Below are 16,508 nucleotides of genomic sequence, written 5' to 3'. Positions count from 1 at the left end.
ATTCTTATTTATTAAAACTAGCATTTGCTATTTCTTTTGTTTCTAATACCGCGTCCACTAATTGTTTGAGTACATCATCGGTTGCACGAAAGGAAGGTATACTAATACTAAACGCACCCAAAACTGTTTTTTCACCACTATCGGTTGTATTGGTTATAGCTGCTCCTAGACAGTAAACTCCCTCTTCATTTTCCTCATTGTCCACAGAATAACCCGTTTTACGAGTTTCTTCTAGTTCAGCAAGTAACCGTTGTGTGCCTGCAATTGTTTTTTCTGTTTTGGGAATAAATTCATTGCTATTAATATAGTTCAATAAAGTATTATCATCCAACTCGGCTAATACTGCTTTTCCCATCCCTGAACTATATAGTTCTTTGGTTTCTCCGATTGCCGAAGAGGAGCATACGACCGGTCTACTGGATTGAAATTTATTAATGGTAAAAATATGATTGTTTTTAAAAACACCTAAATGAACGGTTTCATCAAACTTTTTGTGTAAGTCTTCTAAATATTGATTTAGTTTTGCTGCTAAATCAATTTGACTCATTTCTTTAGAAGAATATTTCATTAATTTAAAACCAATTGAATAGGTTCGATCTTTTTTATTTTTGATAACATATCCGATATGTTCTAACGTATCTAGAATTTTTAATGTCGTAGATTTCGTTAGACCAGTATTCTCGGATATATTTGCCAAACCTTGTGGCTCATCACTACCGTATACATATTCTAATATAACATCCGACTTAACTAAAACTGTTCCATAGAGCTTTTTTTCGGTCATATTGATTGCCTCCCCTCTTTTTTATTATATACAACTTATTTTATATTCCTAGATAAAGGAGGGACGATTTCAGATTTTATCTAAATTCGTCCCTCCCCTATTAGAAATTCAAATTTTAGTTCAAGCTATTATGGTTGTTTACCAATACTAGACAAAATTCCTCCGTCTACATAAAGGATGTGACCATTTACAAAGTTAGATGCATCTGAAGCTAAGAATACGGAAGGTCCTTTTAGATCTTCTGGTGTACCCCAACGTGCTGCAGGTGTTTTGTCAATAATAAAGTTGTTGAATGGATGACCTTCCACACGTAGAGGTGCTGTTTGTGGTGTTTCAATATAGCCAGGTCCAATTCCATTACACTGAATATTATGTTCACCATATTCAGCTGCAATGTTTTTAGTCAACATCTTCAATCCGCCTTTAGCTGCTGCATACGCACTAACGGTTTCACGTCCAAGTTCACTCATTAATGAACAGATATTAATGATTTTACCATGTCCTTTTTCAATCATGCCCGGAAGCACAGCTTTTGCCATGATAAATGGACCTGTTAGATCGATGTCAATCACTTGACGCCATTCTTCAGGTGTCATCTCAATCATTGGGATTCGTTTGATAATTCCAGCATTATTCACTAGAATATCTATCGTACCTACGTCTTTTTCAATTTTCTTAATCATTTCTTGTATTTGAGTTTCATTAGTAACGTCTGAAACATATCCATGAGCTTCGATTCCAGCTTCTTTATATGCTGCAAGACCTTTTTCTAAAAACTCTTCATTAATATCATTGAAAACAATAGTTGCTCCTGCTTTACCCAGTGAACTACCAATCGCAAAACCGATTCCGTAAGAAGCTCCTGTTACTAGTGCAATTTTCCCTTTAAGTGAAAATGAATCCATACTGAATTCCATATTTTTTCCTCCTCGTAAATCTACATTCATTCTATTTAATTCTTTTATTTTAAATCGTTCATAGCAACGTGGTCCATATCTTCATATGTAATATTTTCTCCACACATTGCCCAGATAAATGTATAATCACTTGTTCCAACACCTGTATGAATAGACCAGCTTGGAGAAATCGTAGCATCTTCGTTACTCATTACTAAGTGTTTTGTTGCACTTGGCTCTCCCATGAAGTGGAATACTTTTGTATCAGGTTCCATATCAAAGTATAAATAGGTTTCCATTCTACGTTCGTGAGTATGAGCTGGCATTGTATTCCAAGCACTACCTGGTTGTAAGATGGTATAACCCATTTGTAATTGACAGCTTTCACACATGTTTGGATGAACATATTGATAGATTTTTCGTTGGTTTAGAGTTTTTGCTTCTCCCGTTACTTTTGGAGTAATATCATCAATAGAAATTTTCACGGTTGGATAAATTTTATGAGCTGGTGTTGATACTACATAAAATTTTGCAGGATTAGCTGGATCATCTGATTTGAAACGAACATCTTTTGTTTCTTTACCAATATAGTATCCATCTTGTTTCTTCATTGATTCTTCTTTACCTTCAATGATCATACTTCCTGGTCCACCAATATTGATTACGCCTAATTCACGTCTTGCTAGGAAGTAATCTACACCTAGTGAGTCATTTAAAACAATTTCTAGTTCTTCCGTCGTAGGTGTAACTCCACCAAAAATTTGACGATCGAAGTGAGTGTAGTTTAATTTAACTTCACCTGGTACAAATAACCCTTGTGCTAAAAACTCTTCTCTTAATTGCTCAGTAGAATAATGTTCAACATCCTTTGGTGCATGTGCATAATACGTTTTATACGCTGTTTCCATTACTGATTCTCCTTCTTCTTTATATTATTTTTTATAAATACCGTGTATCCAAACGTTTCATTGTTTCCTATAAGGAAACGTAAAGTTATCATTTGGAAACTACTCTTTTATAATACGAACAAATTTACTAAATGTCAAGCGTTTACAATTTTTAATCACAAATAAAAAAGGCTCTCTGCTTTTAAGCAAGAAGAACCTGTCTGATCTATATCATCTTTATTTTTTTGTAAATGTATTACGGATTTTTTGAAAAAATGTTGGCTTTTCTTTTTTCTCTACATCCTCTGTTCGTTCTTCATCGACTGTGGAATCTGTAATAGAAGTCTCTTCACTTTGTTTTAAATAGACTTGCAGTCGCTCTCTCATCAAATCTCCAATATTTTTTAAGTCTGGATATGTTCCTTCTACTTCTCCCTTTGCAATAAAAGAAAGTACTTCGATATAGCTCATTGCTAAAGCGGTAGTTAAAACAGACGCTGTTGCTCCACTGATTATTCCTCCAGCTATCGTACCCGCTCCTGGAATAAATTTAATTAAATTAGACACTAGATATCTTCCTACATACGTTGCTCCACTAGTACCACCGATAGCAGATAAGATACTAGCAATACTCGTCTTGTCCATGGAGATACCAAAAATAGCAGTAATATGTGACATCATCGCTATTTGCATCGGTACAAGGATAGTCGCATCCGAAAATGGTATAGGTGTAAAGCCAACACCAAATGTAGTCGCTATATATCGAGTTGCCCAACTCCTGGCTGCACGAGCCTTTCTTTGGATATCCACTTGCTGGGCATTATTAAAAGCTAACTTTGCTTCTTCCGGGATCACTTCAAAGGTTAACTCAATGAGTTGTTTTAATCCTTTTCTAGGAATAGTAACATCTGACGAAATCAAATAAGGTTCAGCCATAACTGTTACGACTGCCATAACTTTAAGATTTAATTCTTCAATATACTTTCTAAAGGTCTCCGCAGGTTTTCCCATTGATTGTGTAAGAACAATAATGACGGGTAATAACTCAGAAAGCTCATTAATAAAATCAATTTCTGATTCTTCAATTCTAGAAGAGTTCGCATTAATACAATAATAGATCACATGAATCGCTTTTTCCGGTCCTTTTTTATGATTGATATGAATGGCTTCAAAAATTTCTTTTCGTACAGTAGATTGTACTTCTGTACTTAATTCTAAACCACGTGTATCGTATAGTACAATTGGAATTCCTTCTTTTTCGATTTTGCGAAGATGTTTCGTAATCGGTTTCCCAATTCCAGTTGAAGCAAGTCGCTCACGAAACACATTATTAACTAATGTACTTTTTCCTACTCCTGTTTTCCCAACTAACATAACATTTACAGGTGACATTTTTTCAATTTCTTCTTTTGTCTTATTCAACATTTCTTCCACTAAAGTAAAGTCAACATTTCCTTTCATCATACTTTCCCCTCACTCCTTCATTCTTCTGAAGTATTCCTTTTATCATAAGAACTTGTTATTTAAAATAAAAAATGAATAACACCTTTAAAAATATTGATGTTATTCAATCCTTTTTTATTTTAAACTCGATTATTAGTAGCATTTACCATAAAATATTGTAAAATTTCATACCCATACTCTCCCATTTTACGAGGTGATTCCTCCATATCCTGCATAAGCCAAGTATTAATCAATCCTTGATAAGCATAAGAAATTGCAGTCGCTAAGTATAAAGACGGAATTTTTGGATCTGTCATTTGGATTTCTTTTATAAAGGAATCTTTTAAAATTTCATTGAATTTATGATGAAACGAATAGCTGCTATTGTCACTTAAAAGACTACGAATAAAGCGACTATTTTCTTGTACATATTCGAAAATTGAGGTAAGGGAAGAAATCGTTTTTTCTTTTCTTTCTTCCGAATCTCCAGTTGCTTCTTTTGAATTTATAATATGAATTCCCATATCTCTTAATTCAATAATTAGATTGTTAACACTTTTCTCCATCAAATCATATTTATCCACATAATGGAGATAAAAGGTTCCTCGATTGATCCCTGCTAAATCAGTAATTTCTCGAACTGTAATTTCATCGATTGATTTTTGTTCTATTAGTTTTGTAAGTGCACTGAGAATCTCTCTTTTTGTCCGAATTACTCGCCTGTCTGTTTGTTTTCCCCTGGTTTTCATTTTGACCTCCTTATTTTGCACTATTTTAAGTTCGTATTTATATTAGTACATAAAAATATCTCTCTTTTTACATGAAAAAACGATATCTTACCTCTATTATAATATAGATAGTTGCTCATTCACAATAAATCGCATTTTAGAAAGAAAATTATTTCCCATAAGAATTGTTCGAAACATCACAACATCACATAGATATGATTTGATTTCTTTCTATAAAAGTCCTACACTTTGTATGTAAGGGTATACAAAACTGAGGAAAAAGGGGTTATTGAATGGATGATGCTACTAAGCTTTTAGAACAAAGACTAGTTGAGTGGATTGCTGCTTGTAATAACTGCTTTGATCAATGTCTACTGGAAGATAACGTAAAAATTGTGGTATGTTGCCCTCGTTCCTTAAAAATCTGTAGAAGTTACCCTCTATCTGCTTGATTTATAGTCTTTACTATATAAATAAAAACAATAAAAAATATAAAGGAGAATGATAAAATGACTAGTTACGAAAATGTTCACGAGACGTTAAATGGTTTAATTGCGACTGAAGCGGTATTCATGTTTAAAATGTATCATCGCCATTTTTACGTAAAAGGAAGCCACTTCTTTACCTTGCATAAACAATTTGAAGAATTATATGAGGAAGCTGCTGAAACCTATGATGAATTTTCAGAACGACTTCTATCTATTGGAGGGCGTCCGTATAGTACGATGGCTCAATGTCTAGAACATTCTACATTGGAAGAGCACCCTCAAAATAAAGACGTTTCTGACATGGATATGGTCGATGGGACTGTTGAAGATTTACGAACAATTACAGACGATTTGATGAAAGTCATTGCTATTACTGGTGAAGCTGGAGATGACACTACTCAAGATATGTTAATTGCCAAGAAACATAAAGTAGATAAACATATCTGGATGTTTGAAGCGTTTTTGGGTAAAATAGTAAGAACAGAAGAAACGATGCCTTAATAAAATAATCTCCTTAAAAATGCCCTTCATCATTTCTGATGAAGGGCATTTTGTTATCTATTTAATTCGATCTTCTGCCACCGCCAAAAAGTATGACCAATCTCATTAATTGCAAGAAACTCATGATTGCTGCAGCTACATAAGTTAAAGCAGCAGCTTGCAACACTTTTCTAGCTTGCGGAACTTCTTCTCTTGTCAAAACCCCACCACTACCAAGAATATGGAGTGCACGGGCAGAAGCGTTAAATTCAACAGGTAACGTTACCACTTGAAACACAAAAGCAAATGAGAACATTAAAATACCTAAATTAATAAGCGTTTGACTTCCTGCTAAAAAAGATCCTATTAAAATCATCGGCAATGAAACGGTTTGCCCAAAATTAGCAACAGGAACCAGTGATGCACGCAATCGTAAAGGAATATATCCTTTTTGATCTTGAATGGCATGCCCCACCTCGTGAGCTGCTACACCGATTGCTGCAACAGACGTAGAATTAGCCGTCGCGTCTGATAAACGTAATACTTTGTCTCTTGAATCATAATGATCGGTTAAATTCCCAGCAATCCGTTCTACACGAACATCCGTAATTCCTGATTGATCCAGAATGTAGTGAGCTGCATCTGTAGCTGTATACCCTTTTCTACTACGAACTTCACTATATTTAGAAAAAGTGCTTTTCACAAATGCTTGAGCAGCCAGTGAGATTACTAACCCAATAATAATTAATATGTATGTGCTGTCAAAAAATGGATAAAGGAATGGCATTTATCTTCATTCTCCTTTCTCTTTCGAGAAGTATTATACCACTTGATTGTGAAAAAACTATGAAGAATCACTCGTAAAAAAATACAAGTTTTTTTATTTTTACTTAATGGAACGTTTTAAATCGTCGCTCTTCTGCCTCAATCATTCTGTCTTGATAGGAATCGACAAAATGGTGATGAACATCCAACCAATTATCCATTCTAATAAAAGGAATATCTTTCCCTTTATTTACTGTCGCCGTATAAAGAATACCGGTTCCTTGAAATTGTTTTAATTGTTGAAAGTTATCATCAATTAAATAATCTGCTTGAACCACTTTTTTATTTCCACAAAAAATAAAATAATTCTCATTCAGAAAAGGAAAGTGTTCTTTTAACCAGTCATATTTATCTTTAAATGTTCCAGGTACTTCCATCGCAGCTGTAGCAATATATACGTCATATCGTTCATTCAGCTCTTCTACAACTTTTGGTGCATGTGACTTTACTGTAAGATCTCTAGTGAATCCTGGCTTGTTAAATTCTTTATGCAATTCATGCAGTGCTTCTTTAGGAAACAGAGCGTCTGTATCTACTCCTACAAAGTCTTCCGAAATATAATTTTCATTAAATAAATGATTATAAACGGTTATTAGTTTCCCGGTTGTATCTGCCAATACATCATCCATATCTATGGCAATGCTAATCTTTTTTCCCAAAACCATTCTCCTCTACTAGTTTACTACTTTTCTATTCATCTATTTTAACATATGTTTTTTATTTTTTTCTAAAATACAAAAAGTAGTGTGTCCAATGAAAGGACAACACTACTTTTAAGATCATTAAATTTAAATTTTAGTATTATTTAGTTTTTTCTTCATTAACTACTTCTTGGTCCACTTCTTCTACTTCATATGGCTCTTCTTTTGGTAAAATTTGATTCAACAAGATTCCTGTTAATGCACTAAGTGCGGTCCCTGACAAAGAAATGAAAACTAAATCAAGTTCTGCTCCCCTAGCCCAAGTACTAACATAGAACTAGCAATAATTAAATTCCGTACTTGCCCAAAATCTACTTGATCTTCAATTAAAACTTTCAAACCATTACTTGCGATCACTCCATACAAGAGAATGGACATTCCTCCTAATACTGCATTGGGAATGGTAGAAATTAAAGCAGTAAACTTACCAAAGAAACTTAACCCTAGAGCAAAGAAAGCCGCGTTACGAATCACAGAAACAGATGCAATGCGGGTCATTCCGATTACACCGGTATTTTCTCCGTATGTTGTGTTTGCAGGTCCCCCAATAAAAGCAGAAACTGCGGTTGCTACTCCATCTCCAAGAAGAGTTCGTTTTAGTCCAGGCTCTTTTAAAAATTCACGGTTACATATTTTCCCTAAAACAGTATGGTCTCCAATATGTTCTGAGATCGTTACTAACGCTACTGGAACAATCGCTAATGCTTCTGGTCCTAAGTAAAATTCATAAGAGTCAAACCACGCTGTCTGAAAAGGTAATCTAAATTGAGGCATTTCCAACCAGCTTGCAGCCATAACTGGAGAAATATCAACCAGTCCAACCATCCAAGCAACGATATATCCACCAACGATTCCACATAGAAAGGGAATGATTTTGAAAAAGCCTTTTCCTTTTGTATTTACAAAAGCAGTGATTAGAAATGTAATGGCGGCTACAATCATATTTCGAACATCTCCACCAGCTACAAAACCTGAGTTTGTTACTGCGGAACCTGCTAACCCTAAACCAATAACAATAATCATTGGACCAATCACGATTGGTGGCAACAATTTATCAATCCATTTGGTTCCTACCATTTTTACAATTGCTGCAATAACGATATAAACAAGTCCAACTAAAACAACACCCGTTTGTGCGGCACTAATGTCTCCACCCATTTGATCAATAGCAACTGCCATTGCGGTAATATAAGCAAAGGAAGAACCCAAATAAACGGGAACTTTTGCCTTTGTTGCAAGTTGATAAATTAATGTTCCAATCCCGCTTGCGAATAAAGCGACAGAAACCGGCATACCTAAAATGAGTGGGACCAAAATGGTTGCTCCAAACATTGCGAATACATGTTGAACACTCAACAGCATTCCTTTTAAGACGGGTGGTTTCTCATCCACATCTAATAATAATGGTCTTTGATTAATTGCCATACCTAACTCCTCCTATTTTTGGGCACAAAAAAAACCCTCCAGAATAAATTCGCAAAAGGACCTATAGGTATCAAATATTCGATTTGTTACCCTTCTTGATCTCACTGGATCAGCTTAAAGGACTTTGCTCTTAGAGTATAGCAGAGGTTTTTTATAAAAACAATAGAATATTCTCTTTCTACAACATTCTCTTTTACTCATAAAAAAGATAGCGCTTTCTTATTTTGTATGCTATTTTAAGAGTAGTGTTTTTCAAAAATAATTGATTAAAAAAATATTATGTGAAAAAAAAGATAATTTTTAATCAAAATTTCTTTAAAATATTACATAAATGTCAGATTTTCTTCATATTTTTAGTCTATTATTATAGATGAACCTACTAATAAATCTTTTCCGACCTATTTCGAAAATAAAAGCTGCAACTTTTATTTTTATTAATCAAATTTCCATCTATTTAAAGGATGGATAAAAGAATGGCGAAATGCCGTTCTTTTTTTATAGTTATTTAGTTTTAAATCCTCATGGTTATTGCTTTTTCCACTTATCTTTTCTACAATAGGAGTATATGAAACTTTATGAAAAGGAGGCTTGGATACTCGTACAAACTATTTAAATGATGTCAGAACAAATCTATATTTTTCATGATTGGATTTATTTTTTTAAAATAATATGTAAGCGCTTTAAAAGCATCTTCTCTCTCACCCATTCTCCCCTCCATACTCTACATACTTTAAAAGGATGTGATATTTTATGACTGAAAAAGTGATTAGAATCACAGAAACCGTATTGCGCGATGCTCATCAGAGTTTGATGGCCACCCGTATGAGCACTGCTGATATGTTACCTATTATCGAGAAAATGAATCAAGCTGGCTATTATGCTCTTGAATGTTGGGGAGGGGCTACATATGATGCTGCTATTCGTTTTTTAAAGGAAGATCCTTGGGAACGACTACGTGAAATTCGAAAAAAAGCCCCAGACACAAAATTACAGATGTTATTGCGCGGACAAAACTTAATTGGATATCGTCATTATGCAGATGATATTGTCGATAAATTCGTTGAGAAAGCAGTAGAAAATGGAATCGATATTTTCCGTATCTTTGATGCCCTAAACGATCCTCGTAATATTCAAGCATCTTTGGATGCTGTAAAAAAATATGGAGCACACGCACAGCTTACTATTTGTTACACCATTAGTGACGTTCATACCGTTGACTATTATCGTACATTAACGAAAGAATTAACAGAAATGGGGGCAGATTCGATCTGCTTAAAAGATATGGCGGGTATCCTTACTCCCAAGGTAGCTAGAGATTTAGTTCGTGCTATTAAAGAAGTTAGCGATTTACCTTTAAATATCCACACTCATTCAACCAGTGGAATCGGACAAATGACGTATCTAGCAGCCGTAGAAGGTGGTGCTAATATTATTGACTGTGCCATTTCTCCTTTTGCAGAAGGCACCAGTCAGCCCACAACGGAATCTCTTACCCTTGCATTGGAAGAGTTGGGATACGATACTGGCTTACATGTTGAAATTTTAGAAGAGATTGCTGATTATTTCAAAATAATTAGAAATAAATATTTAGATTCTGGAGTACTAGATCCTAAAATGCTTTTTTCCGAACCTAAGGCACTAATTTATCAAGTTCCTGGTGGAATGCTTTCCAACTTAAACTCTCAACTAAAACAAGCAAATGCAATTGACAAGTATGATGACGTTTTGCAAGAAGTCCCACGTGTTTGGAAAGATTTAGGTTTTCCGCCTTTAGTAACTCCGATGAGCCAGATGATTGGAACTCAAGCGGTCTTTAACGTTCTGAGTGGAAAAAGATATCAAATGGTTCCTACTGAAGTAAAAGATTATCTTCATGGAAAATATGGAAAAAGCCCGGTCCCTGTTGCAGATGACTTCCGAATTTCTATTATTGGAAATGATGAAGTAATGACTGATCGCCCAGCTAATCATCTGAAACCAGAGTTTGAACAACTAAAACTAGAACTAGGGGATTTAGCTAAAACGGATGAAGATGTTTTAACATATGCTCTATTTCCACAAGTAGGAAAAGCATATCTTCAAAAAAAATATGGAAAAAAAGAATCTCTGACAGAAGAGGAACCTATTCGAATTCAGGCTCGTTATCATAAATAAAGTGAGGTGGATACAGAATGAATGATACATTTCTTCTTAGTGATGGATTGATTGTGACTTTTGTAGCAATGTTTACTGTTTTTATCATTCTTGCTTCCATTTGGGGATTGATGGAAATCGTTCATAAAATAACCAAGAGAATAACGATTGCCCCTCCAATTCCTACATCTCCAGATATTTTAGGAGAATCTGAAATCGAAGTAGATAAAAATAGAGAAATGGTAGCTATTCTAATGGCTTTAATTTATGCTCACGAAGAAAAACCAGCAAAAAAATATGAAGTCATAGAAATAAAACAAATCAAATAGATCATCAAAAGTTTATTTGTGAAAAGGAGTAAATAACCATGAAAAAATATGAAATAGAAGTGGATGGACAACTATATCATGTGAAGGTACGAGAGCTCCCTGATGATGCATCCATGAAAATGGAAGATTCATCTTCTCAACCACCTGTTAATCATCCCATTTCTACAAATACAAATGAAAGAGCGGAAGACCAAATAATCGCTCCCATATCAGGAACCATTCTGAAAATACTAGTCAATCCCAATCAAAACGTACAGGCGGGAACTCCTTTACTAATACTTGAAGCTATGAAGATGGAAAATGAAATTGTTGCCCCTAAAGATGGAACGGTAAAGAAAATATTAGTGAAACCAAATGAGAGTGTTGATTCAGAACAAGTATTAATCGTGTTCTAGAGAGGAGCTTTCTTATGTTGCAAATATTATTAGACTTATGGAATCATTCTGGAATTGCATCCATATCCTACAAAGAAATTATTATGATTATTATTTCACTCCTTTTTCTATACTTAGCTATCAAAAAAGGATATGAACCTTATCTTCTAATTCCCATTTCTTTTGGAATTTTACTTGTTAATCTCCCTTTAGGCGGACTTATGACTGCTCCAATAGACGGACAGCCAGGAGGTTTACTCTATTATCTCTTTCAAGGAACTAATTTAGGAATTTATCCCCCTCTTATTTTCCTTTGCCTCGGTGCTTCTACTGACTTTGGTCCATTGATTGCAAATCCAAAAACATTACTACTTGGTGGCGCTGCCCAGTTCGGTATTTTTGCAGCTTTTTTTGTGGCATTGTCTTTAAATATGACCCCACAGGAATCAGCAGCCATTGCCATCATCGGTGGTGCCGATGGTCCTACTGCTATTTTTCTAGCTGCACTACTGGCTGAGCACTTACTACCAGTCATTGCATTAGCGGCCTATTCCTATATGGCTCTTGTTCCTATTATCCAACCACCTATTATGAAATTTCTAACCACAGAAGAAGAAAGAAAAACCATGATGAAACAACTACGTCCCGTTCATAAAATTGAACGGATTCTATTTCCCATTATTACAACGATTTTTGTAAGTTTATTAGTTCCCTCTGCAACTGCATTGATTGGTATGTTAATGTTAGGAAATTTAATCAGGGAAAGCGAACGAGTTCCTAAATTAACCGAAACCTTACAAAATTCTTTTATGTACATCGTTACGATATTATTAGGATTAACCGTTGGTGCAAAAGCAACTGGGGATCTTTTCCTCTCTGCTACAACATTGAAGATTATTGCTCTAGGACTATTTGCTTTTATAATTGGAACTATTTCAGGAGTATTGATGGGCAAGCTCATGTATAAATTAACCGGTGGGAAAATTAATCCACTAATTGGTGCTGCCGGAGTCTCTGCTGTTCCAATGGCAGCTCGAGTTGTACAAAAAGAAGGAGTTAAATATAACCCTTCTAATTATCTATTAATGCACGCTATGGGACCAAACGTTGCTGGTGTAATTGGTTCTGCAGTAGCAGCAGGAGTACTTCTCTCCTTCTTTGGTTGAAAAAATCTCTTACATTTCTACTCTATGGTTGTCTACACAAAAAGAAAGCAGAAAGGAAATATTCTTTCTGCTTTCTTTGTGTTTCCTACTATAATCTTTTTATTCTGATTATGAGCAACAAAATGGTATAATGAATTATACATAAATACAACTCGGACAAAAGGTAATGGAGGTAAAAGTCGATGAAAAAATTAGTAACTCGAACACAGATGAAAGCCATTGATTCTTACTCCATTGAAAAAATTGGAATCCCTTCAATGGTATTAATGGAAAATGCAGCTAATGAAGTGGTTCGGATTATGGAGAAGAAAATTACCCCAAAAGATATCATATTGATTGTATGCGGTTCTGGAAACAATGGCGGCGATGGTTTAGCAGCAGCTCGAATTCTTTCAAACAGCGGCTATCAAGTTGATGTCTTTTTTGCGGGAAAAAGAGACCAATTAACTACAGAATCAAGACAGCAATTAACGATTGTAGAGAATTTAGATATTGTTATTTGGAATTCTATTGATGAAATAAATTTTAGCAATTATACAATTTTAGTAGATGCATTATTCGGAATTGGCTTAAATCGAGATATAGAAGGAACATTTGCCCAAGTGATCCAACAAATGAATGAACATGAAAGTTATATATATGCATTAGATATTCCTTCAGGGATTTCTGCAGATCATGCAAAAGTTCTGGGTACTGCTGTAAAAGCAGACGTTACGATTACTTTTGGTTTTGCAAAAATTGGTCAAGTTCTTCATCCTGGAAATCATTACGTGGGTGAATTAAAAATAGTAGATATTGGCTTTCCACCTTCTGCTTTAGAATCGATTGATTCTAATTATGTTTCCTATGATGAGTATGATTTAAGTCATATTCCAACACGTAAGCAACATTCACATAAAGGATCATTTGGACGGGTGCTCATTATTGCTGGTTCAGAAAACATGAGTGGAGCAGCTTATCTATCTGCTAAAGCTGCCTATCGTACGGGTGCTGGTCTAGTTGAAATCCTTTCTACAGATGTCAATCGTATCATCTTGCAAACGCAACTTCCAGAAGCAATCCTTACTACTTATAACCCTGATCAATTAGAAGATAAAGCAGAAAAAGAAAAAATTAAAAAAGCAATACAACGAGCTGACGCTGTAGTAATTGGACCAGGAATCGGTGTTACCGAATCTTCTAAACAATTACTTGATATTACAACACTCTATTTAGAAAAACCTACTGTATTTGATGCAGATGCCATCAACCTTATTGCAGATTTTTATAATTCCTTTCCTTTGATGCGCGATCATCCTTATGTAAGATTGAATGAGTTTTCTCATACTTTGCCACCTCAATCAATCATTACCCCTCATTTAAAAGAGTTGGCTCGGTTAATGGATAAAAGTGTTTCTTATATCGAGGATCAATTACTTGAAGTTGTAGATTTATGTACAACTGATTCTCAATTAATCTACGCTATTAAAGATGCTCGTACGTTAGTTGGGTATGATCAAGAACGATATATCAATAATTCGGGAAATAGCGGGATGGCAACCGCTGGATCTGGAGATGTTCTAACTGGAATCATTGCTGGCTTATTAGCACAAGGAACAGAACCTTTCCAAGCCACAAAACTGGCTGTCTACATTCATGGGCTGGCTGGAGATTACGCTGCAAAGCAAACATCTGAGTATACTATGATGGCTAGTGATATTATCGAAGCTTTGGACAGCATTTTAAAGTAGAAAAGATACTTAAAAACTCTAAAAAGAAGACTTCCACTAGATGCCCTAGTTGGAAGTCTTCTTATTTTATTAACTAATTTATTTGATTTATTCCTTTTTTTCGCGTTCTTCTTTAGAAAGGTGGAATACTTTTTCACTTCGCTCGTAAGCTACATCTTCTACTTGATTTCGTTGATTGATCACACGAGCCACTTCAAAGAAATAATCAGATAATCGATTTACAAATTTTAATACGAAAGGATTTACTTCTTCTGGCTCTGCTTGCATGAATGCAACTACTTTTCTCTCTGCATTACGTGTTGTTGTTCTTAAAACATGTAGCCAGCTAGAAGATTCTGTTCCTCCAGGTATAATAAAAAATTGGATTTCTGAGGTTTCTTTGCTATATGTATCAATTTTTTCTTCTAACCATGTTAGATGATCGGCAGTAATTTTGTACTCCCGATAACCATGAGGGACGGAAAGGTCTGATGTACAATCAAAAAGGAATTGTTGAGTGATTCGTAAGTCTTTACGAATATCTTCTGCATACGCATCTTTAGCTAAGGTAGCTTCTACTAAGCCACACCAAGAATTCACATGATCCAATTCACCAAAAGCTTCTACACGATGATCACTTTTCCCAACTGCTGTTCCTCCGCCAATTCTAGTCTTACCTTTATCCCCTGTCCTTGTATAAATAGGTGGTTTCATTATTTTTCCCCTTTCTCTTTCAAAAAACTCGTTACCCCCCCATTGTACTTCACTTTTTATTTAATGGTCCACCCCTACACCTTGAGACAAGATAATTTAGAGTGTTGTATGCTAAAATAAAAGAAAGTAGATGTAAAAGAGGTGCTCTTATGCAAGAAAATAATAAAAAAAATACAAAAGTTAATGAAGATATGCATTTCATTAACTTTTGGGGTGGAAAAAAACTAGTTTTTACTTTAGGTGTGCTAATTTTAATAGCACTTCTGATTATGATTTTTAATCAAGTCTCCTTTGTTTTTCAACCTTTACAAGTTGTTTTTACTACTATTGTTGCTCCTTTAATCCTTGCGGTAGTCTTCTATCACTTATTAAATCCACTCGTTTCCTGGATGGAGAGACGAGGTCTTAAAAGAAAATTCGGTACAGCTATTGTCTTTATTGTTTTCCTAGTTCTATTGGGATATGGACTAGTTCTCTTAATTCCGATCTTATCCGAACAAATCGGAGAATTTGTATCCGACTTCCCTGATTATATTGACACGTTAAAACAACGTTTAGAAGGATTTGTTTCTGGAAGTATGTTTGAAAGCTATTATCAAAATGCTATGAATAGTTTAGATAGCACCGTTGGAAGTATTCCTACAAAAGTAATGGATTGGATTGGGAGTTCTTCTCAAGAAATTGTCGATGTCTTTTCTACTATTTCGACTGTCGTATCTGTTATTATTACTTTCCCAGTTATTCTTTTCTTTATGTTGGCAGATAAAGGGAAATTTAGACCTTTTATGATGAAAATGATCCCACCTATTTTCCGTGATGATATTCAAACTGTTTCCACACGTGTTTCCAATGTCGTTCGTTCTTATATCCAAGGAGAAATATTAGTAGCTCTTAGCTTAGGTGTTTTATTATTCTTTGGTTATCTGTTGATTGGGTTAGATTATGCTTTCGTACTAGCAACCATCGCTACCGTAACAGCAATCATCCCTTTTATCGGTGCAACGATTGGTATCATTCCTGCTTTAATTGTCGCTGCTTTCACTTCACCAGCAATGCTATTTAAAATGGCTCTCGTTTGGGGTGTTGGACAGTTTATCCAAGGAAATATTATTGAACCAAATATTATGGGTAAAAACTTAAAGATGCATCCACTAACCATTATTATTATCTTATTAGTGATGGGAAACCTTTTAGGAATTATTGGAATGATTTTAGGAGTACCTTTATTCGCGATTATTAAGGTGTTTCTAGAATATATGCTGGAACAATTTAAAAAACGTTACAACCGTTATTTTTCTGAAGTAGCTGGTCCTTATGAAATTGATCGTGATTTAGCTGGAGATACAGTTGTTTATGATGAAACTGGGACGGTTAAGAGAGATTTCTCTTCTTCAGCTGAAGAAGAGGAAGATTAAGGAAAATACTC

General features: G+C 34.8%; 16 protein-coding genes and 1 pseudogene. 8 read left to right on the top strand and 9 right to left on the bottom strand.

Annotated features, from left to right (window positions below):
* Positions 1–4 precede the first annotated feature (4 nt).
* The 5 genes from LZ578_RS03085 to LZ578_RS03065 all read right to left on the bottom strand — a co-directional run bounded on the left by LZ578_RS03085 (position 5) and on the right by LZ578_RS03065 (position 4,759).
* On the bottom strand, positions 5–784 hold the full coding sequence (locus tag LZ578_RS03085; protein ID WP_235145878.1) for an IclR family transcriptional regulator: 780 nt from the start codon (positions 782–784) through the stop codon (positions 5–7).
* A gap of 128 nt (positions 785–912) precedes the next feature.
* The gene (locus tag LZ578_RS03080; RefSeq protein WP_235145877.1) at positions 913–1,701 is read right to left on the bottom strand and encodes a gluconate 5-dehydrogenase; all 789 of its coding nucleotides are present in this window, start codon (positions 1,699–1,701) and stop codon (positions 913–915) included.
* A gap of 44 nt (positions 1,702–1,745) precedes the next feature.
* On the bottom strand, positions 1,746–2,588 hold the full coding sequence (gene kduI, locus LZ578_RS03075; protein WP_235145876.1) for a 5-dehydro-4-deoxy-D-glucuronate isomerase: 843 nt from the start codon (positions 2,586–2,588) through the stop codon (positions 1,746–1,748).
* A gap of 216 nt (positions 2,589–2,804) precedes the next feature.
* Positions 2,805–4,031 (bottom strand): YcjF family protein, encoded by a 1,227-nt coding sequence (locus tag LZ578_RS03070; RefSeq protein ID WP_235145875.1) that lies wholly within the window; start codon positions 4,029–4,031, stop codon positions 2,805–2,807.
* Between the two features lie 119 nt (positions 4,032–4,150).
* Positions 4,151–4,759 carry a TetR/AcrR family transcriptional regulator gene (locus LZ578_RS03065; RefSeq protein WP_235145874.1) on the bottom strand — a complete coding sequence of 203 codons (609 nt, stop codon included), beginning with the start codon at positions 4,757–4,759 and terminating at the stop codon, positions 4,151–4,153.
* Between the two features lie 272 nt (positions 4,760–5,031).
* On the opposite strand from LZ578_RS03065, the gene LZ578_RS03060 reads away from it, so the two are divergent.
* Together LZ578_RS03060 and LZ578_RS03055 are read left to right on the top strand one after the other, a co-directional pair.
* Complete coding sequence (locus LZ578_RS03060; RefSeq protein ID WP_235145873.1) at positions 5,032–5,190, top strand: hypothetical protein; 159 nt, start codon at positions 5,032–5,034, stop codon at positions 5,188–5,190.
* Between the two features lie 57 nt (positions 5,191–5,247).
* Positions 5,248–5,727 carry a DNA starvation/stationary phase protection protein gene (locus tag LZ578_RS03055; protein ID WP_235145872.1) on the top strand — a complete coding sequence of 160 codons (480 nt, stop codon included), beginning with the start codon at positions 5,248–5,250 and terminating at the stop codon, positions 5,725–5,727.
* 61 nt (positions 5,728–5,788) lie between these two features.
* Here LZ578_RS03055 and LZ578_RS03050 read toward each other — a convergent pair whose 3' ends face one another.
* The 3 genes and pseudogenes from LZ578_RS03050 to LZ578_RS03040 form a co-directional block, all read right to left on the bottom strand.
* Positions 5,789–6,493: a zinc metallopeptidase gene (locus tag LZ578_RS03050; RefSeq protein ID WP_235145871.1), complete on the bottom strand. Its 705-nt coding sequence runs from the start codon at positions 6,491–6,493 to the stop codon at positions 5,789–5,791.
* A gap of 103 nt (positions 6,494–6,596) precedes the next feature.
* Complete coding sequence (locus LZ578_RS03045) at positions 6,597–7,190, bottom strand: 5' nucleotidase, NT5C type (protein WP_235145870.1); 594 nt, start codon at positions 7,188–7,190, stop codon at positions 6,597–6,599.
* A gap of 142 nt (positions 7,191–7,332) precedes the next feature.
* A pseudogene (locus LZ578_RS03040) lies at positions 7,333–8,657 on the bottom strand (uracil-xanthine permease family protein).
* A gap of 750 nt (positions 8,658–9,407) precedes the next feature.
* On the opposite strand from LZ578_RS03040, the gene LZ578_RS03035 reads away from it, so the two are divergent.
* The 5 genes from LZ578_RS03035 (at position 9,408) to LZ578_RS03015 (ending at position 14,389) form a co-directional block, all read left to right on the top strand.
* Positions 9,408–10,811 (top strand): oxaloacetate decarboxylase subunit alpha, encoded by a 1,404-nt coding sequence (locus LZ578_RS03035; protein ID WP_235145869.1) that lies wholly within the window; start codon positions 9,408–9,410, stop codon positions 10,809–10,811.
* Positions 10,812–10,828: 17 nt separating this feature from the next.
* Positions 10,829–11,119: an OadG family protein gene (locus tag LZ578_RS03030; RefSeq protein WP_235145868.1), complete on the top strand. Its 291-nt coding sequence runs from the start codon at positions 10,829–10,831 to the stop codon at positions 11,117–11,119.
* Between the two features lie 38 nt (positions 11,120–11,157).
* Positions 11,158–11,514 (top strand): biotin/lipoyl-containing protein, encoded by a 357-nt coding sequence (locus LZ578_RS03025; RefSeq protein WP_235145867.1) that lies wholly within the window; start codon positions 11,158–11,160, stop codon positions 11,512–11,514.
* 14 nt (positions 11,515–11,528) lie between these two features.
* Positions 11,529–12,659, top strand: a complete 1,131-nt coding sequence (locus LZ578_RS03020; RefSeq protein WP_235145866.1) for a sodium ion-translocating decarboxylase subunit beta — start codon at positions 11,529–11,531, stop codon at positions 12,657–12,659.
* Between the two features lie 182 nt (positions 12,660–12,841).
* Positions 12,842–14,389: an NAD(P)H-hydrate dehydratase gene (locus LZ578_RS03015; protein ID WP_235145865.1), complete on the top strand. Its 1,548-nt coding sequence runs from the start codon at positions 12,842–12,844 to the stop codon at positions 14,387–14,389.
* Positions 14,390–14,476: 87 nt separating this feature from the next.
* On the opposite strand, the gene LZ578_RS03010 is transcribed toward LZ578_RS03015, so the two are convergent.
* Positions 14,477–15,082, bottom strand: a complete 606-nt coding sequence (locus tag LZ578_RS03010; RefSeq protein WP_235145864.1) for a cob(I)yrinic acid a,c-diamide adenosyltransferase — start codon at positions 15,080–15,082, stop codon at positions 14,477–14,479.
* A gap of 149 nt (positions 15,083–15,231) precedes the next feature.
* On the opposite strand from LZ578_RS03010, the gene LZ578_RS03005 reads away from it, so the two are divergent.
* A complete protein-coding gene (locus tag LZ578_RS03005; protein ID WP_235145863.1) occupies positions 15,232–16,497 on the top strand; it encodes an AI-2E family transporter in 1,266 nt (421 codons plus the stop codon).
* The last annotated feature ends 11 nt before the right edge of the window (positions 16,498–16,508 follow it).

Origin of the sequence: Jeotgalibaca sp. MA1X17-3 (assembly GCF_021513155.1) — a bacterium.
GTDB lineage: Bacteria > Bacillota > Bacilli > Lactobacillales > Aerococcaceae > Jeotgalibaca.
This window is presented reverse-complemented; position numbering and strand designations above follow the sequence as displayed.